Source organism: Alcaligenes sp. Me129 (assembly GCF_050487245.1).
GTDB lineage: Bacteria > Pseudomonadota > Gammaproteobacteria > Burkholderiales > Burkholderiaceae_B > Alcaligenes > Alcaligenes phenolicus.
In genome coordinates this window covers 1-18121 of the sequence record NZ_JBKQGX010000009.1, presented here as the reverse complement: position 1 = coordinate 18121, position 18121 = coordinate 1, and the positions used below count along the sequence as shown (strand labels likewise).

General features: G+C 56.3%; 22 protein-coding genes and 1 tRNA gene. 18 read left to right on the top strand and 5 right to left on the bottom strand.

The window, feature by feature from the left end:
- Positions 1–9 precede the first annotated feature (9 nt).
- From ACLPGZ_RS11120 to ACLPGZ_RS11050, 15 genes are all read left to right on the top strand, one after another.
- Positions 10–189, top strand: coding sequence for a hypothetical protein (locus tag ACLPGZ_RS11120; RefSeq protein WP_429641256.1), 180 nt, complete (start codon positions 10–12; stop codon positions 187–189).
- 9 nt (positions 190–198) lie between these two features.
- Entirely contained in the window at positions 199–474 is a 276-nt protein-coding gene (locus ACLPGZ_RS11115) for a hypothetical protein (RefSeq protein ID WP_429641254.1), read from the top strand.
- A gap of 66 nt (positions 475–540) precedes the next feature.
- Positions 541–1011 (top strand): Lcl C-terminal domain-containing protein, encoded by a 471-nt coding sequence (locus ACLPGZ_RS11110; protein ID WP_429641253.1) that lies wholly within the window; start codon positions 541–543, stop codon positions 1009–1011.
- A gap of 332 nt (positions 1012–1343) precedes the next feature.
- A complete protein-coding gene (locus ACLPGZ_RS11105) occupies positions 1344–1682 on the top strand; it encodes a hypothetical protein (RefSeq protein ID WP_429641252.1) in 339 nt (112 codons plus the stop codon).
- Between the two features lie 127 nt (positions 1683–1809).
- On the top strand, positions 1810–2226 hold the full coding sequence (locus tag ACLPGZ_RS11100; protein ID WP_429641250.1) for a DUF551 domain-containing protein: 417 nt from the start codon (positions 1810–1812) through the stop codon (positions 2224–2226).
- On the top strand, positions 2223–2549 hold the full coding sequence (locus ACLPGZ_RS11095; RefSeq protein WP_429641249.1) for a hypothetical protein: 327 nt from the start codon (positions 2223–2225) through the stop codon (positions 2547–2549). The genes ACLPGZ_RS11100 and ACLPGZ_RS11095 overlap by 4 nt, the downstream gene beginning before the upstream one ends.
- A 183-nt stretch (positions 2550–2732) precedes the next feature.
- A complete protein-coding gene (locus tag ACLPGZ_RS11090; protein ID WP_429641248.1) occupies positions 2733–3800 on the top strand; it encodes a hypothetical protein in 1068 nt (355 codons plus the stop codon).
- Positions 3801–3807: 7 nt separating this feature from the next.
- Positions 3808–4545, top strand: a complete 738-nt coding sequence (locus ACLPGZ_RS11085; RefSeq protein ID WP_429641247.1) for an ERF family protein — start codon at positions 3808–3810, stop codon at positions 4543–4545.
- Positions 4545–5180 (top strand): lambda exonuclease family protein, encoded by a 636-nt coding sequence (locus ACLPGZ_RS11080; protein ID WP_429641245.1) that lies wholly within the window; start codon positions 4545–4547, stop codon positions 5178–5180. The genes ACLPGZ_RS11085 and ACLPGZ_RS11080 overlap by 1 nt, the downstream gene beginning before the upstream one ends.
- Positions 5181–5717 carry a single-stranded DNA-binding protein gene (gene ssb, locus ACLPGZ_RS11075; RefSeq protein ID WP_429641244.1) on the top strand — a complete coding sequence of 179 codons (537 nt, stop codon included), beginning with the start codon at positions 5181–5183 and terminating at the stop codon, positions 5715–5717. It begins immediately after the preceding gene.
- Between the two features lie 270 nt (positions 5718–5987).
- A complete protein-coding gene (locus ACLPGZ_RS11070) occupies positions 5988–6887 on the top strand; it encodes a recombination-associated protein RdgC (RefSeq protein ID WP_429641243.1) in 900 nt (299 codons plus the stop codon).
- A 597-nt stretch (positions 6888–7484) separates the two neighbouring features.
- Entirely contained in the window at positions 7485–7883 is a 399-nt protein-coding gene (locus ACLPGZ_RS11065; protein ID WP_429641242.1) for a hypothetical protein, read from the top strand.
- Positions 7880–8038, top strand: a complete 159-nt coding sequence (locus tag ACLPGZ_RS11060) for a hypothetical protein (RefSeq protein ID WP_429641240.1) — start codon at positions 7880–7882, stop codon at positions 8036–8038. The genes ACLPGZ_RS11065 and ACLPGZ_RS11060 overlap by 4 nt, the downstream gene beginning before the upstream one ends.
- Entirely contained in the window at positions 8035–8475 is a 441-nt protein-coding gene (locus ACLPGZ_RS11055; protein WP_429641239.1) for a hypothetical protein, read from the top strand. Before ACLPGZ_RS11060 ends, ACLPGZ_RS11055 begins: the two co-directional genes overlap by 4 nt.
- 195 nt (positions 8476–8670) lie before the next feature.
- Positions 8671–9741, top strand: a complete 1071-nt coding sequence (locus ACLPGZ_RS11050; protein ID WP_429641237.1) for a tyrosine-type recombinase/integrase — start codon at positions 8671–8673, stop codon at positions 9739–9741.
- Positions 9742–9756: 15 nt separating this feature from the next.
- On the opposite strand, the gene ACLPGZ_RS11045 is transcribed toward ACLPGZ_RS11050, so the two are convergent.
- Positions 9757–9846 (bottom strand) — tRNA-Ser (locus ACLPGZ_RS11045).
- Positions 9847–10145: 299 nt separating this feature from the next.
- Here ACLPGZ_RS11045 and ACLPGZ_RS11040 point away from each other — a divergent pair.
- Together ACLPGZ_RS11040 and ACLPGZ_RS11035 are read left to right on the top strand one after the other, a co-directional pair.
- Entirely contained in the window at positions 10146–10556 is a 411-nt protein-coding gene (locus ACLPGZ_RS11040) for a hypothetical protein (RefSeq protein ID WP_026483205.1), read from the top strand.
- Positions 10557–10732: 176 nt separating this feature from the next.
- Positions 10733–11041 carry a hypothetical protein gene (locus ACLPGZ_RS11035; RefSeq protein ID WP_026483206.1) on the top strand — a complete coding sequence of 103 codons (309 nt, stop codon included), beginning with the start codon at positions 10733–10735 and terminating at the stop codon, positions 11039–11041.
- Positions 11042–11121: 80 nt separating this feature from the next.
- Here ACLPGZ_RS11035 and serS read toward each other — a convergent pair whose 3' ends face one another.
- The 4 genes from serS to ACLPGZ_RS11015 all read right to left on the bottom strand — a co-directional run bounded on the left by serS (position 11122) and on the right by ACLPGZ_RS11015 (position 17039).
- A complete protein-coding gene (serS, locus tag ACLPGZ_RS11030; protein WP_083053253.1) occupies positions 11122–12468 on the bottom strand; it encodes a serine--tRNA ligase in 1347 nt (448 codons plus the stop codon).
- 141 nt (positions 12469–12609) lie between these two features.
- Positions 12610–13923 (bottom strand): replication-associated recombination protein A, encoded by a 1314-nt coding sequence (locus tag ACLPGZ_RS11025; protein ID WP_009456739.1) that lies wholly within the window; start codon positions 13921–13923, stop codon positions 12610–12612.
- Positions 13924–14047: 124 nt separating this feature from the next.
- Positions 14048–14674 (bottom strand): outer membrane lipoprotein chaperone LolA, encoded by a 627-nt coding sequence (lolA, locus tag ACLPGZ_RS11020; protein ID WP_009456740.1) that lies wholly within the window; start codon positions 14672–14674, stop codon positions 14048–14050.
- Positions 14664–17039 carry a DNA translocase FtsK gene (locus ACLPGZ_RS11015; protein WP_031232634.1) on the bottom strand — a complete coding sequence of 792 codons (2376 nt, stop codon included), beginning with the start codon at positions 17037–17039 and terminating at the stop codon, positions 14664–14666. The genes lolA and ACLPGZ_RS11015 overlap by 11 nt, the downstream gene beginning before the upstream one ends.
- A gap of 43 nt (positions 17040–17082) precedes the next feature.
- Between ACLPGZ_RS11015 and trxB the strand changes: the two genes are divergently transcribed.
- On the top strand, positions 17083–18039 hold the full coding sequence (trxB, locus tag ACLPGZ_RS11010; protein WP_009456742.1) for a thioredoxin-disulfide reductase: 957 nt from the start codon (positions 17083–17085) through the stop codon (positions 18037–18039).
- The last annotated feature ends 82 nt before the right edge of the window (positions 18040–18121 follow it).

Below are 18121 nucleotides of genomic sequence, written 5' to 3'. Positions count from 1 at the left end.
GAGATAGACATGATCGGGCCTTACACGCAAATCAAAGACATCCAGCCTGGCAATCGAGTGAAGACGGTAACGCCAATGGCGAACGGTGACCTGCAGGTCGAACAGCATTCCGGCAGCAAATTCACAATCAGCAAAGACGACAAGGATTTTCAGGCTTTTGTTGTTTATTCAGTCCTCGCTGAGCTTTAGGAGATAGACATGGAAACCATCTACGTGCAAAACAGTGGCGGCATGGCCTGCGTCGGTGACGACCTAGCCGCGCTCGCCGCTGAAAAAATTGGTGCTCTGCGTCAGGGGTTTGGAGATCGCATTCCCCCAGGCTCACTTACCGTTTACCGCACCAATGAGATTGGTGATTGGTTTGGTGTGCGACGTTCCGAACAACATGGGAGGCTATGCCGATTTCGCAGCTTTGACCGCACGCTTGCAGCCGCGCAGCGCATCGCCAAAAAACCCGGAGCCACCCATGAATAACCCCAAACCAATGCGCTGGCCCGCAGATTTTCCGGGCAAGCATGACAAACAGGAAAAGGAACAGGCATGACACAGAGCATCAACATTCAAATCCCCGGCCAGTCTCTGGCGGTACCGCTGCCTAAGCTGCTGGCTTTGTTGGCAGACGAAGCGCCGGTTGTGGCACCTGCAGGACTGCCAGCTGCTATCGGTGCTGATCTGCAAGGTGGTATCTATGTAGGCCCCATGGCTGAAGACGGGCAGCTGGTGCACCTGATTGCCGCCAAAGAATCCCTTGGCAGCCATGATTGGGAAGCGGCCAAAGTAGAGGTGTCCCGATACAAAGACGGTGGTTTTCTCGACTGGCGACTGCCGACCAAGGACGAGGCGATGGTTGCTTTGGTGCATGCTAAATCCCTGTTTGACCAGGAATGGCACTGGACCAGTACCGAGCGCGGTAGCTACACCTGGGCGGTCGTTTTCGAGTTCGGGCGCGTGGCCAGCCTCACCCGTTTCAGCGAGTTCCGTGTCCGCCCTTTCCGCAGATTATCCATTTAGCAATTCAGTCTTTTCCGGCGCAGCCGGATCATTCAATGCCTGCATGACTCGTGGCAAGTAATAACGAGGTCCAGGCAGCCCCTTAACTAGGGGCCCTCCGATAGCAGTCCTTGGCAGCCGTGTTAGCGACGGCAGCAAACCCTACCCCCTCCATACGTGTGAAGTCCGATGAAACGGTGCTTTATCCGATCAAGGGCTGCTATCAGAGGGCATAGAACTCCAGAACCTGCCAATACCGAGTTGCGCGCGCAAGTCGTGAAGGTGGGGGATGCAAGCTAACCCTCTTCCTTTTCTCAAGCGCCGGGTTTCGGCGCCCCCCCCCGGAGCTAAACATGAACGCTATCGCAGAACGCGAGGTATGCGCGTACGAGCTGGCGGAGCGCCGCCGCGAAGTTATTGCACAGCAGATCAAAGACTGTCTTCTGGGCAACACAGAAACAGTGCTGATGTCTTGGGGCCGCCCTGACCTGCCCAACATCAAAAACAGGGGCGATCTGCTGGAAGTCATGAGCGACCAGCTTATTGCTTTCGAGAAGTCGGACGCAATCGGCCCTTTCCTGAAAGCCATGCTCACCAATGACCCGGTTTACACGGACGACCTCAACGCCCACATCAACGCTCTGATTCTGAGCTGGGCTGATGCCAGCCACGACGCAATGACCGCGCAGTAACTGGAGGCGCTGCCGTGCTAGACCTCGCTGCTTTCATTCTTGGCATCGTTACCTTGCTGGCCATCGTTTTTGGCTGCATGGGCTTTGCTTACCTAATTTCAGAAGTAATCAGTATCTGGAGGCAGCCGTGAGTTTCAACACGAAAGAGCTAAGAAGCTACCACGCTTGGGAAGAGCGGGCCCCTAATCAGGGCTTGGAGCTGCTCCGAAAAGCCGCCGATCACATCGACGCTCAGACCGCTGAGATTGAGCGGCTGCGCCAACCTTGGATCAGCGTAGCTGAGCGCCTGCCCGAGCCGGGCCTAACGGTCTTTGTTTATTCGCCGCCTCAGCCTGACGACTGGCCGGACTCTGTACGCATCGGATTCGATACGGTAGACCCCGAAGATGGTGAGTCTTGGATTAATCACAACGCACATTACGAGCATTACTGCTGCGTTGCCAAAGGCGACACGCCAATGACTGGCCCGTCCGAGAAAGCGCCTTACACGCACTGGATGCCAGTCCCTGCAATCCCTGCCGCCCTATCGGGAGAACCAACATGACAGACAAAGAACTGATAAAACTCGCTGCCAAGGCTGTAGGGATCATCCATCCAGGCGGCGAACACAGCGTATACAACGATGGACGTGTTTGGGATTGCAAGGAGCTGCGTTGGTGGAACCCTCTTGCCGACGACGGAGACGCGCTGCGTCTAGCGATAAAACTGGGTATCAATGTGAGCTTTGGAAGCCCAGAGGATGGTGCAGTCATCGCCTTCGATTTCACTGGCCGCTTCAAAGACTGCGAGGAACAAGGCGAGCCAGTGCCAGCCACCCGTCGCGCCATCGTCCGCGCAGCCGCTGAAATCGGGAGGTCCATTTCATGACTGACCAAAACCCCGGCTTCCCCCGCACTCGCCGCCGCAACCCGTTCGATGGCCAGGGATGCTACGCACCAAATAGCAGCACCCCGCCCTGGGGCTGGCCCCTCACCCTACTCATTGCCATAGCAGTCTGCGGACTGCTTTTTTTCGGCCCGACTCTGGCGGCCCGAGCGATTGGAGCATGACATGAACGAAGTCTTAGAGTTGACGGAACTGCCGCCGGCGGAAACGGCGCTGCAAATCTATCAAACAGCGAACGGCCTGGACCCTTACATTGAGCGCATCCGCCAAGAAGTGACTGGTCACGAACCGGACTTGAAAACAAAGAAAGGCCGTGACGCGATTGCAAGTCGAGCCTTCAAGGTGCGCAAGATCAAAACTGCCTTGGATGGCCTGGGTAAAGAGCAGGTGGACCGGCTCAAGGAAATCCCCAAGCTGATCGACGCTGAACGCAAGCGCATGCGAGATGAGCTGGACGCGCTAGCCGACGAGGTACGCAAACCGCTGACGGAGTGGGAAGAAGCAGAGGCCAACCGGATAGCAATGCACAGGAACGGCTTGGAGAGCATGGCGTCTCAAGCGCGAGAGGTTGGTGATCTTAATTCGGACGCACTTCGCCTGCGCATCGAATCGGTAGAGGCCGAAGTAATTGGCGAGTCCTGGGAAGAGTTTGAAGCCGAGGCTCACCGGGTCAAAGCCAAGGCGCTGGAAATTCTGAACACAGCCCTGGCGGAACGCCAGAAGCACGAAGCCGAGCAGGCAGAACTGGCTGAGCTACGACGCAAGCAGGCCGAGCAGGAGCAGAAAGACCGCGAGGCCGAGATTGCTCGCCAAGCCGCTGAAAAGGCCCGCGCCGACGCGGAAGCCAAGGCCCAGGCTGAGCGCGATGCAGCTGCCAAACGCGAGGCAGACGGGAAAGCCGCCCAGGCCAAGGCTGAGCAAGACGCCAAGGACGCAGCCGAACGTCAGCGCCGCGCAGAAGAACAGGCCGAAGCTGAACGGCTTGCATCAATTGCGCGGGCCGAACAAGCCGCCGAAGCCGCCCGCCAGGCAGAAATCAAGCGCCAGGCCGACGAAAAGGCAGCCGAAGAAGCCGAGCAGCGAAAACGCGAGGCCGACATCGCGCATAAAGCCAGCATCAACAATGCCGCCCTGGCTGCATTCATTGAAAACGGCCTGCCCGACGAGTGCGCCAAGCAGGCTGTCATTTTGATTGCCAAGGGCCTGATCCCAGCAGTGAAGATTCAATATTGAGGACACCATGAGCACAGAAATCATTGAAGCCCCACAGACTGCTGTCGCAGCACCCGCCCCGGCCGGGTCGCCAATGGCCATGGCAATCGCCGCCCTGCAATCTGGAATGAGTCCTGAGCAGATCGGGCAGATGATGGACCTGCAGGATCGCTACAACGCCACCCAGGCCAAAAAAGCTTATGACGAGGCCTTCGCTGCATTCAAGGCCGAGTCGGTCACGATCATCAAGGGTAAGGCCCGTTCCGATGGCCCGCTTAAGAATCAGAAATACGCCGAGCTGCATGACGTTGTGAATGCAGTGACTCCCGCCCTCTCCAAGCATGGGCTTTCGTCCAGCTGGAAACTGACTAAGGATGACAAAGACTGGATGGAGGTTACCTGCTACCTGCGGCACGTTGGGGGTCATCAAGAAAGTGTCAGCATGGGTGGGCCACCAGATACCGGCCCAGGCCGCAACGCTATTCAGTCACGCGCCAGCACCAAGACGTACTTGGAGCGATACACCTTGAAGGCCATTACCGGTTTGTCCGAGCAGGACGACGACACCGATGGCCGGGCGCCGGCTGACCCTGCTCTGAAAGATGAATGGATCAGCCAAGTGGCCCAGGCCGACACGCTCGAAAAGCTGGAAACCATCTGGCAACAAGGCGGCAACGTCATTTACGCAACCAACAACCTTGCCGATTACAACGCCTTCAAAAAGGCTGTATCGGACAAGAAGAAGATGCTCACGGAGGCTCAATAATGGAAGGCTTAATCATTCACACCGCAGAACAAGGTACACCGGAATGGCTCCAGGCCCGCAAAGGCGTCATTACCGGCAGCCGTTTCAAAGGCTGCCGCGACCGCCTGAAAAGCGGTGCCCCATCCAAGAAATGTCTGGACTACGCCATGGACGTAGCCCGAGAGCGCGAAGGCGGTGAGCCCATGCAGGTCTTTGTAGACGGTGCCATGCGCCTGGGCACCGAGCAGGAACCCTACGCCCGCGCTGTTTATGAGCGCAAGACAGGCCACATCGTTGACGAAACCGGTTTCATCACGACGCCAGACCGACTGTTTGGGGTCAGCGTGGACGGTTTGGTTGGCCAGGACGGGATCATTGAAATCAAGACGATGGTCAGCAGCGACACCCTGTTCACTGCCTTTGTGAACGGTGACATTGCCGCCTACGTAGACCAATGCAATGGCGCAATGTGGTTGCTCGGCCGCAAATGGGTGGATCTGGTCTTGTGGGTTCACGACCTGGGTCGAATGAAGATTATCCGCATCGAGCGCAACGACGACCAGATCGATGCGCTGGAATCCGATCTGATGGAGTTCGAGCGGACGGTCACCAAGTATCAACAAGAGCTGCGGGACGCCCTGCTGGAGGCCGCATAAATGGCCTCAGTCAACAAAGTCATTCTGGTGGGCAATCTTGGCCGCGACCCGGAAGTGCGCTACAGCGCAGAAGGCTCGGCCATCTGCAATATTTCCATTGCCACGACTTCGCAGTGGAAAGACCGTACCTCCGGCGAGCGCCGCGAGGAAACCGAATGGCACCGTGTGGTGTTCTACAACCGTCTGGCTGAAATCGCGGGCGAGTACCTGCGCAAGGGTCGCCCCGTCTACGTAGAAGGTCGTCTGCGCACCCGTAAATGGACAGGCCAGGACGGCCAGGAGCGTTTCACCACGGAAATCATTGCCGAGCAAATGCAAATGTTAGGCGGACGTGATGGTGGCGGTGAAGGCTACGGTAACTCACCGCAGCCAGAGCAGCGGCAACCGCAGGGCCAGCAGCGTAACGGCTACGCTGATGCAACTGGGCGTGGGCAGCAACAGCGGCAATCACCACCGCCCTCGTCCGGCAATCTGGCGGATATGGACGATGACATTCCATTCGCTCCCTTACTGGCGCGAAACTCCTACTGCATTTAACTACCTTCAATCAATTCGGCATCAGAGCCAAGGGCTTTCTTGGCGTCTGCAATAGCTTCTTCTTTCGTCGCAAATCTTCGGCTGCTCCGTCTGGCCGTAGGCGGCTCGACTCTATATTTTCCCCCAACATAACCGACTGGATTCTCTAGGGCCTCCCTCCAGTCCCAGCTACCACCACCAGAAGACAAAACCTTAAACATTACGGGCATATCCCCTCCATGCAGGTCAATTGACCTGAGAAGCATAGCCCATCCTGAAAGGAATACACCCATGTGGTTTAAAAACCTGCGTATCTTCCGCCTGGACCCTCAATTTGAGGTCTCAGCCCAAGCACTGGCCGAAATGTTGGCCAAGCATCAGTTTGCCCCTGGCGGCAGCCAAGAGCCTCTCAGCCTCGGCTGGGTGCCGCCACGCGAAGGCGGAGAGCTGGTCCATGAAGTGAACGGGCAGTATCTGGTCTGCATGCGGGCTGAAAAGAAGCTGCTGCCGAGCGCCGTGGTTAACCAGGCAGCCCGCGAGAAGGCCCGCGAAATCGAAGAGCAGCAAGGCTACAAGCCTGGTCGCAAGCAGATGAAGGAAATCAAAGAGCAGATCATCATCGACCTGATGCCCCGCTCCCACGCAGTGCAGCGCGACACTTTAGTGTGGATCGACGCACGAAACCACTGGTTTGTGATTGATGCTGCAGCCGTGGCTAAGAGTGATGAGGTGCTGGGCCTGTTCGCCAGGAGCGTGGAGCCCTTCCCCGTGCAGGCTTTGTACACCGAGCAATCACCGGGTGCCGCCATGACCTCCTGGCTGGTGGACGAGGAGCAACTAACCAACTTTACCGTTGACCAAGATGCCGAGCTGCGCTCCACCGGCGACAGCGGTGCAGCCGTACGCTACGTGAAGCAAAGCGCCGACATTGACGAAGTGCGCAAGCACGTTGAAGCCGGCAAGCAATGCACCCGTTTGGCCATGACCTGGGCAGATCGCATCAGCTTTGTGCTGACCGATGCGCTGGACGTCAAACGCGTGGCCCCGCTGGACATCCTGACTGAAAAACAAGATGTGACGGCCGTCAACGATGACGAAATCTTTGATGCCGACATGACCTTGATGACCTCCGAACTGGCCAACTTGATCGCCGATGTAGTGGACGCACTGGGTGGTAAGCGAAGAGGATGATTGGAGAAGGGGCGCTAAACGGGCAACTAGCTCACCTCGGTCCTTCCCCACTCTCTTACGCTAAAGAGGCCGAGCCTCCCACAGATTGGGAATATCTCCATTCTCACTGTGAGCCAACATGTGAGTCCCACAGCTTCTACACCTATAACGCTTTGACATTAATACCAGCGCACCAGGCGTTCCCGCACCGAACTCTGTCAAAAACTCCAACTGTGAGTGAGGCGGTTGAACAGAGCTTTTCCCGTTTAATGATTCGCATTCTTGGCATGCATTCATATTCCCCCCTAATCGTTGTGCGGAACGGAGATTCTAGATGCACCACGACAGGATCATCCATAGACGTAAACCCGCCTTTCGTTTGCACGAAGAGCGGCCGGCAATTTAATCAAATTACGGAGCGCCGGTAAAACATCAGCATTCCAACAAACCCCTGCCCCGCCTTCGACACATCGAACCGGGGCAATTTTTTACCCTTCGCCATGACCCGGAAGTGCGTGTGCTCTTGCACAAGACAAGCACTCACGGTCATTTCAATAACGGATATGCATCCCTGTGCCATGAGCTGGAACGCTTTTGTGTGGTCTGGGGTGAGAACGGATGGGAGGCCAGAGAATGCCCGACTACATCGTAATCAGCGTAATGCACACATTGCGCGAGCACCGGTATATCACCCTTTGGGCAGAAGACGACAAGGGCTACCGCTGGCGTCTGTCCCGCGCTGGCCGGTACTCGAATGATCGGATCATGGCGCACCTCGATTACTACAACACGGGCAGCAATATTGCCGTGCCCGTTGCGATTGTTGAATCCCTAGCCCGCCCAGGTAACCCAAGGGACTTCGATGGAGTGACCTTGGATATGCCGGTGTCAGAGCTGCTTGCAGTGCCCAACACCAAGGACGTATGGAAAACGCTGCTTGCGAATGTAATCGCTCCCACCAAGTACAAACCTCATCCCGAGTATCCAGGGGCACGCCGACGCAAGGAGGCCGCATGAACACCCACCCACACAACCAAGCTCGCTCTACCCCGCAGGAAACGTTCAACCTGCAACGAGCAGCACAGGTCTACGGCACACGCGCATTCATCCCGGTGACCTCGAAAGCCGCCCCCAATCCTAATTGCCCCCAGCTGATGGAGAAAAAGCGATGAGTACAGACAGACAAAACAACGCACCTGTGAGCGCAGAGCCGGTGGGCTTACTGCTGGAAGTTCGCACTTTGGGTAACTACGGCGCGGCCTATGACCCACCAGGTAAACACCGAGCCTACACCCACGAACATCAGCCTGGAAATGTCGAGGCGTCCCGCCTTGGGAATGCTTGCCTACAAGCAGCGGCCGCAAGTGCCGGGGACACTATAGATCGTGGCCTCGGTCTTCTCAAAGAGTTGCAGGCACAGGGATTTGGAGTTTTCGAGACTGAATCTTCGCGATGGCACACTGCCCCCGTTGCCGCCCAGCATGCCGCCACCCTTGCCAACATCGAGGCGTTTGTCGCTTGCGATGCGTCCGCTATCTCATATTTAACCCTTGGCGAGTACCGCTCTGCATTACTCAAAATCTTGATCCAGGCCAAGGCCAATGAATGAGACCGCTATCAGCCTAAAAGAGGCAGCCGAGCGCTTGGGAGTCTCATATCAAACAGTCTGGCAGCGCCGCCACAAAATCGCTTTCCGGCTACCAGATAGCCGGATCTGGCGGGTCTGGCCATCTCAACTTGCAAAGATCACTCAACCGAATTACAACGTCACTCGGATAGCGTCGGTCGGTGACAGGAGAACACAATGTCAATCCGACAACGTCAAGGTATCTGGCACGTCGACTTCTATGCGCCGAGCGGAGAAAGAATTAGACACTCTACTGGCACAGCGGACAAAAAGGCCGCGCAGGAATACCACGACCGCCTAAAAGCCCAGCTCTGGCGACAACATAAACTCGGTGAACAAAAGCCTCGCTCATACAGCGAGGCAGCACTGCGCTTTCTGGCAGCCCACGAAGATCAGTCTGACTACGACTCGAAAGTCCGCTACATAGCCTATTGGCGTCAATACTTGGGGCATTTGACGGTAAGTGAGATTACGGCAGACGTCATATTTGATGGACTGCCTACACACAAGACCTACAAGCATCAGGGCGCGCAGCCTCTTTCACCTGCCACCAAGAACCGCTACTTGGCCACCATCCGCAGCATGCTCAACATGTGCGTTACGTGGGGCTGGATTCATCATGCACCGAAACTCCCGAACTTTGCGGAGCCAAAGAAGCGAATTCGCTGGATCTCACGCGCAGAGGCTATGGCGCTTATTAGCCGTATACCTCAACCGTGGCTGCAAGATGCCTGCATTCTTGGCTTTGCGACTGGCATGCGTGAAGCTGAGTTATATGGGATGGAATGGACTCAGGTAAACGAGCGGGCACATACAGCCTGGGTCGGCAACGATCAAACCAAATCTGGCCGGGCCCGCAGCATCCCGCTTAACGATGATGCGCTGGCAGTGATTCGTCGCAGGAAAGGCAGCCACCCTCGCTACGTACTATCACGCAACAGCAAACAGATTCGGGGCGGGGATGACAGGATGTTTATCAAGGCATGCGCTGATGCCGGGATTGAAGACTTCCGGTTCCACGACATTCGTCACACGTGGGCTAGCTGGCACGTCCAGGGCGGCACGCCGCTTATGGTGCTAAAAGAATTGGGAGGATGGGAGACCATTGAGATGGTGCAGAAGTATGCGCACCTGGCCCCAAGTCATTTGGCAGCCCACGCGAGCACGGTCACGTTTTGGTCACAAGAGCAGGAAGAGGAAAAAGAAAACGGCAACAAGGATTGCGCCCTAGTTGCCGTAAACTATTGATCTTCAAAGAAGAAGTGGCGGACAGGGTGGGATTCGAACCCACGGTACGCTTGCACGTACGCCTGATTTCGAGTCAGGTACATTCGACCACTCTGCCACCTGTCCGCGATTGCTTATATGGTTACAAGCAAGCCCATAAATATAGATCAAAGAACACTCTTTGACAAGCACTAAAGAGACATAGCACTTGCATCAAAGAGCGGAGTTTTCTGATAAGACCAGCCACTCAAACCAAAGAGCTCTTTTCAATCAAGGGTTTACCCTCTATTTTGGCCTAACTCACTTGTTCACCCTGAGCCGCAGGCCTATATTGGAAACACACATTGATGCATCGCAGCCCTGCCTCTCCAAGGCAGTCCTTGTAATTCCGGCGCAGCTTGCTGGACTTGATAAAAGGAATTGTCATGCAAACCTTCCAATGGATTATCGACGCCAACGGCGACGGCATATACAGCCTGAATGAGGTTCTCCAGACTCTGCGCTGGGCCTTTCGGATACCAGGCAGCCTGGTAGTTGAAACCTTGGGCTCCATCCCGGTTCTGTCTGATCTACTGCGTATCCAGGCCTCAGAAGCGACAGGCTACGCTTCTTTGCGAGGCGGACTGGTCAATATCCTGTCGCTGTTCTTCTGGGCCGCACTCTGTCTCTGGTTTCTGGAAGTCAACTCCAAGCCACGTGCAGAGCCAGCGCAGCGCAACGTACGCCATGCGCCACACTTGAACAAGCAACTGGATTCTGTGCACGGTCGGCAACTACACGCGAACTACAACCGGCGCCCTGTCCGCCATCGTCAGGTTGAACGCCATACCTTCTAGATGCACTCATGCCCTCCTGCCGAAAAAGGAGAAACATGTGTTAAGAAAGGTAAACCCCTGGCATAGAGCATACGAGCCGTGTTGCGTTTGGAAGTGCTTTGCCAGGATTACCTAACGTTTGGACTACAGGTTTTAGGCAACAATCGCTGCAGCTAGTGTCATTAGAGGTGCAGCTTATGAAAAAACTACTATTAGCCGGTTTAATGGCCTTGAGCACCAGCGCCGCCTCTGCGGGCGGTGTAAATGTCGATATCAATGTCGGTATTCCGGGTATCGGTTACGGGCCGATCTACTACCCACCCGCTCATGTTGTGGAACGCCCGGTTTATGTCGCCCCACCCCCAGTGGTTTACCACCCGCCACGTTACGTCTATCGTCCCGGCTACGTGGAATATGGTCGCTCCAACAAGGAATGGCGCAAGGAGCAGCGACGCGCTCACAAGCGCTGGCGCAAACAGCAGGAGCGCTACTGGGATGATGACTAATCCATCACTACGGAACCATGAATGAAAAAGGGCTGAGGACCACACAGGTCATCAGCCCTTTTGCTATTCAAGCAGAGGCGTTACTTCGCAGGCACCAGACGTTCCAGTCCGCCCATATAAGGACGCAGAACCTTGGGCACAATCACGCTGCCATCTTCTTGCTGGTGGTTTTCCAACACAGCCACCAAGGCGCGGCCTACGGCCAGGCCAGAGCCGTTCAGCGTATGCACAAACTCCGGACGTGCCTTGCTGTCGGCGCGGAAACGCGCCTGCAGACGACGAGCCTGGAAAGCCTCGCAGTTCGACACCGAGGAGATCTCGCGGAATGTGTCCTGGGCAGGCAACCACACTTCCAGATCGTAGGTTTTGGCAGCAGAAAAGCCCATATCGCCAGTGCACAGTTGCACTACACGGTATGGCAGTTCAAGAGCCTGCAGAACGTGCTCGGCATGACCGACCATGGACTCCAGCGCCTCGTAGGATTTTTCAGGATGAACGATCTGCACCATTTCAACTTTGTCGAACTGGTGCTGACGGATCACGCCACGGGTGTCTCGGCCACCGCTACCGGCTTCCGAACGGAAACAAGGCGAGTGAGCAGTCAGGCGGATAGGCAGATCGTCACCGGCCAGAATCTCGTCACGCACAGTACCGGTCAGGCTGATTTCGGAGGTCGAGATCAGGTACAGATCTTCAGGCTTGGATTCGGTCGGATCGGCTGGCTCGTTGTCCTGACCACCTTTAGTGACCCAGAACATATCGTCCTTGAACTTGGGCAATTGGCCGGTGCCGTACAAGGTGGAAGCATTCACGATGTAAGGGGTGTAGCACTCGGTATAGCCGTGCTCTTCCACTTGGGTATCCAGCATGAACTGGGCCAGAGCACGGTGCAAGCGAGCCAGAGGACCACGCAGAACCATGAAACGGGCGCCAGCCAGCTTGCGAGCAGCTTCAAAATCCAGACCAAACTGCTCACCCAGATCCACGTGATCACGCGGCTCAAAGGTGATGTGCGCAGGCTTGCCCTGATCATCCTTAGGACCCGGGATCCAGCGACGTACTTCGACGTTGTCTTCTTCGGACTCGCCTACCGGCACGCTTTCGTGCGGCAGGTTAGGAATCGTAGCGAACCAGGAGGACAGCTCGGCCTGCACTTGGGACAAGTCCTGCTCCAGCTGCTTCAGGCGCACCGGAATTTGCTGGGATTGAGCCAATGCTTCGCTGGCGTCTTCGCCCTTGGACTTGAGCTGGCCGATGCGTTTGGCCAATGCATTGCGCTCGGCCTGCAAGGTTTCGGTTTCCACCTGTACCGCTTTGCGGCGGGCTTCCAGCTGCTGGAAACGCTCGGTGTCAAATTGCACGCCACGTTTAGCCAAGCCCTGTACCAGCGGCTCCAAGTCTTTGCGTAATTGGTTCAGATCTAACATTTAATAGCCATATAGGTGATGGTTCAATCCCGATTGATCTGGTGATTTTAACCACAAGCCACCACAAGCGCAGCACAGCGCAAGCAGTACTGAGGTATCGGGAAATACGGGGGTGACAGGTCAGGCAACGCCTGTCCTGTCTTAGGTGTCTTTTTTACCGGCCTGCTCATCCAGCTGACGCAGGCGCTCCATTTTTTCAGCAATCTTGATTTCCAGACCACGAGGCACAGGCTGATACCAGTGGGGATCGGGAATGCCGTCCGGCAAGTAGGTCTCACCCGCCGCATAAGCATTAGGCTCGTCATGCGCATAGCGATACGCATGACCGTGACCCAGCTCTTTCATCAGCTTGGTCGGCGCGTTACGTAAATGCACAGGCACTTCGCGACTTTTATCCTGCTTCACAAAGGCACGGGCCTGGTTGTATGCCATATAACCGGCATTGCTCTTGGCTGCGATCGCCAGATAAATCACGGCCTGCCCCAGCGCCAGTTCTCCTTCGGGGCTGCCCAGGCGCTCGAAGGTCAAGGCTGCATCGTTGGCAATTTGCATGGCGCGCGGATCGGCCAGACCGATATCCTCCCAAGCCATGCGTATGATGCGGCGCGACAAATAGCGGGCATCAGCCCCGCCGTCCAGCATCCGGGTCAGCCAATACAAGGCGGCATCCGGGTTGGAGCCGCGCACCGATTTATGCAAAGCAGAAATCTGGTCGTAGAAATTGTCGCCCCCCTTGTCAAAACGCCGGGAGTTCAGGGTCAGCGCATTTTGCAGGAAGTCTGTCGTGACCAACTCGGTGCCGGAAGTCTTGGCGGCCGTATTGGTCTGCTCCAGCAGGTTCAAAAAGCGTCGGGCATCGCCGTCGGCATAACCGATCAAGGTGTCGACGGCTTGATCCTCAAACTCCAGGCCATCCAGGGCATTTTGTTCCTGTACACGGCGTAGCAGAAGTTTGAGTTCATCATCCGTCAGAGACTTGAGCACATAGACTTGCGCCCGCGACAGCAAGGCCGAATTAACCTCGAAGGACGGGTTTTCCGTGGTGGCACCAATAAAGGTCACCAAGCCGCTTTCAGCATAAGGGAGCAGCGCGTCTTGCTGAGACTTGTTGAAGCGGTGTATCTCGTCCACAAACAGTATGGTGTGCTTGCCCATGGCCAGATTCTGCTGGGCCTGCTCCATGGCGGCTCGGATATCTTTCACGCCTGAAAAGACGGCGGACAAGGCGATGAACTCGCATTCGAATGCACTGGCCGTCAAACGTGCCAGCGTGGTTTTACCCACGCCGGGAGGCCCCCAGAAAATCATGGAGTGTGGTTTGCCGGACTGAAAAGCCAAACGTAGTGGCTTGCCCTCGCCCAGCAGGTGAGACTGCCCTACCACCTGATCCAGAGTTTTGGGGCGTAGTGCTTCGGCTAAGGGTGCAGCGGGTTCCTGAGCGAACAAATCACGCATGGCGATCGCCCTTCCTAAAATGGCAAGACCTGGCCAAGCGGACCAGGTCTGTATTGAAAACTTGTTTTGTCAGAGCCAGCTAAGTGCTGACCCTGACGATAGCTGCACAAAAACAGAATGTGCATCAAGGCATGGAGACGACATCCACTCCGGCAGGAGCCTTGAACGTGAAGGTACCCAAGGTAATCCGAGGGTTCGGTTCCAAGCCGGTGAAGTCGATATACGTGGTTTGCCCGAACGAGTCCTGCAACTCCAGACGACGTGGCTCACGATCCTTGAAGCCGATGTCTACGTAGGAAAAGCCGGCATCGCTTTGCAACGGTGTGGCTCGGATCCACTCCAATCCATCCCGTGCATCTTGCTCAACCAGACGGAAGGAGTCTTCCAGATTGCCAGTACCAAACAAGATCGCAGCAGGCGAAGCGCCGATGGACTGGTCCACACCACGCTCGGTGACCTGGGCCAGATCCGGGTCGTATTGATAAAGCAGCTTGCCGTCAGACACGATCAATTGTTCATAAGGGCGTTGCACATGCCATTTGAACTGTCCAGGGCGCTGAAACACGAATTGCCCGGATTGCGGCGCACCTTTGGACTGGCCGTTGCTATCGACCGTACGCTGGGAAAACTCGCCTTTCGCAGCACGCACATCTTGCACAAAAGAGCGCAATTGCTCGCTGGCCGAAGCGGCCATGGTCAAGGCAGGTGTAGTGGCCAGCAACATGCTGACCAGCAGTGTCTTAATCTTCATCTTTGGCACCTCCTGCGGGGACCAGAATTTCACGGTTACCGTTAGGCTGCATAGCCGATACCAGACCGGCTTGTTCCATTTGTTCCAGCAGTCGGGCTGCCCGGTTGTAACCAATACGCAAATGACGCTGCACCGACGAAATCGAAGCGCGACGATTCTTGATAATGACTTGAACAGCCTGGTCGTACAGCGGGTCCGCTTCAGCATCGACCATGCCAGTAGCGGGGTTGACCCCCTCACCCGATTCGCCTTCGACAGCACCTTCCAGCAGGCCTTCGATGTAATCGGGTTCGCCGTGTTCTTTCAAGTGTTCAACCACGCGGTGAACTTCCTCATCGCTGACAAAAGCGCCGTGCACTCGTTTAGGCAAGCCTGTACCGGGCGGCAGATAGAGCATATCGCCCATGCCCAGCAAGGTTTCCGCACCCATCTGATCCAGAATGGTGCGCGAGTCGATTTTGGAAGACACCTGAAAAGCAATACGGGTAGGAATGTTCGCCTTGATCAGACCTGTAATCACGTCCACGCTAGGGCGCTGAGTAGCCAGAATCAGGTGGATACCAGCCGCACGGGCTTTCTGGGCCAAACGAGCAATCAACTCTTCGATCTTCTTGCCCTGCACCATCATCAAGTCTGCCAACTCGTCAATAATGACGACAATCATGGGCAGAACAGACAACGGCTCGGGAGCGTCCGGCGTCAAAGAGAAAGGATTGGGGATAGGCTCTTCACGCTTTTGCGCTTCGCGTATCTTGGCGTTGTAACCGGCCAAATTACGCACGCCCAGCTTGCTCATCAAGCGGTAGCGTTTTTCCATTTCGGCCACACACCAGTTCAAGGCGTTGGAGGCCAGACGCATATCCGTGACCACCGGAGCCAGCAAATGAGGAATGCCTTCATAGACACTCATTTCCAGCATCTTGGGGTCGATCAGGATCAGGCGCACGTCTGCCGGGTCTGCCTTGTACAGCAGCGACAGAATCATGGCGTTAATCCCCACGGACTTACCGGAGCCGGTTGTACCTGCCACCAGCAAATGAGGCATCTTGGCCAGATCCGCCACCACGGGTTTACCGGCAATATCCTTGCCCAAAGCCATGGTCAGCAAGGAAGCACTGCTGTGATAGGTCTGCGAGCCTACGATTTCCTCCAGACGCACCATTTGGCGGCGGGGGTTGGGCAGTTCCAGGCCCATCAGGTTTTTCCCGGGAATAGTTTCCACCACCCGGATGCTGACCAGACTCAAGGCACGGGCCAGGTCTTTGGCCAGATTCACGATCTGGCTACCCTTCACGCCGGTGGCAGGCTCAATCTCGTAGCGCGTAATGACCGGCCCCGCCTGGGCGGTCACCACCGTCACAGCAACACCGAAGTCCGACAATTTCTTTTCAATCAGGCGCGAGGTGAACTCAATGGTTTCCGGCGACACCGTTTCTACATTGTCAGAGGCGGGGTCCAGCAGGGACAGCGGAGGCAAATCGCCCGCTTCGCCAGCCTGACGAGGCGCCTTGAACAAGGTCTGCTGCTTCTCTTTCTCGACGCGCTCGGATTTGGGCACAGCCACAAAAGCAGGTTCGATACGCACAGGCTGTTCGTGGACCAGTTGCTCCTGCTTGGCGACCACGCTTTCCGTGCGCTCGGCACGTTTGACCTCGCCCACGCGACGATCCTGACGGGCTGACCAGAAAGTCATCAAACGGCGAATCGTCCCCTCAATGAAGCCGCCCAGACGTTCTGCCAACGTCAGCCAGGAAAAACCGAAAAACAAACTGGCCCCACCGGCGAGCAGGCCCATCAGCACCAGAGAGGCTCCACCAAAGCCTATCGAAGTTACTAATAGTTGCGATAATAATTGGCCCAACTGCCCACCAGCCCCCGCAGGGAGCTGCCATTGCTGGCCCAGGTCTTTAAAAAACAGCGATTCCAGGCCCATGCTGCCCAGAAACAAAAAGAAAAAGCCTATGCCAATTTCCCAGCGCACCCGAGGCAGAACATCCTCGTTTTTTGTGCTGGGCAAGAGCAAAGCAGTCAGACGGTAAAAGCCCACGGCCACGCGCTGCACCAGCAGCACCACCCAAAGCCAGGCCGTCAGACCAAATAGAAACAGGAGGAAATCGGCGATGTGGGCACCAAAGATGCCCCCGCCGTTTTGAGTCAGACCCGAGTGCACGGAATGCGACCAGCCGGGATCGCCCGGATCCCAGGTTGCCAGTACCAGGCCCAGCCAGGCTGCCAGAGCAGCGAAGATAATCCACCGTGCTTCGCGCAGCAGTCCTGTCAGGCGCTGTTGCAAGGCTGAAGGCCCATTACGCACATTTTTGGATGACCGGGACGAACGAGGGGATGTTGCAGGTATTCTTGCCATGGACTCATTATAATTGGAGATCGTCTTTTTCGGATTTTCTGTGATGTCGACTACTAAGCACGCAAAAGTACTCATTCTGGGCTCAGGCCCGGCCGGCTATACCGCAGCGATCTACGCAGCCCGCGCCAACCTTAACCCCGTCTTGGTCACTGGCATGGAGCAAGGTGGCCAACTGATGACCACCACGGATGTAGATAACTGGCCAGCCGATGCCCAAGGCGTCCAGGGACCTGATCTTATGGCACGTTTCCAGGCTCATGCGGAACGATTCGAAACAGAATTAATCTTTGACATGGTGTCCTCGGTTGATCTGTCCACCCGTCCCCTGACCCTGAATGGTGATAGTGGCACAGTCTACACCTGCGATTCGCTGATTATTGCGACAGGCGCCTCTGCCCAATACCTGGGCCTGCCAACCGAGCAGGAATTCATGGGCCGTGGCGTGTCCGGTTGCGCAACATGTGATGGTTTCTTCTACAAGAACCAGGACGTGGTCGTGGTCGGTGGTGGCAATACCGCCGTGGAAGAAGCCCTGTACCTGTCCAATATTTGCAAGACCGTGACCTTGATTCACCGTCGCGATACCTTCCGTTCCGAACCCATCCTGACCGACAAGCTGATGGACCGCGTCCAGAATGGCAATATCCAGCTGAAACTGCACAGCGAACTGCAAGAAGTGCTGGGTGACGCTTCGGGCGTGACAGGTGTGCGCATCATCAATAACCAGACCCAGGCCACTGAAGACCTGGCTGTGACTGGTGCCTTTATCGCCATCGGCCACAAGCCCAACACCGGGATCTTTGAAGGCAAGCTGGAGATGCACGACGGCTACATCACGACTCGCAGCGGTCTGAAAGGCATGGCCACCATGACTTCCGTTCCTGGCGTTTTTGCCGCGGGCGATGTGCAAGACAATATCTATCGTCAGGCCATTACCAGTGCAGCCAGCGGTTGCATGGCCGCCCTGGACGCACAGCGCTGGTTGGATGAAAACAAATAAGCCCAAAGCCGTAGGGCGTAGTCTGGCAGACCTGAAGAAGTTGCAAGGTCAGGTCCGCCAGGATCTCAATCCGCCCCCGGCC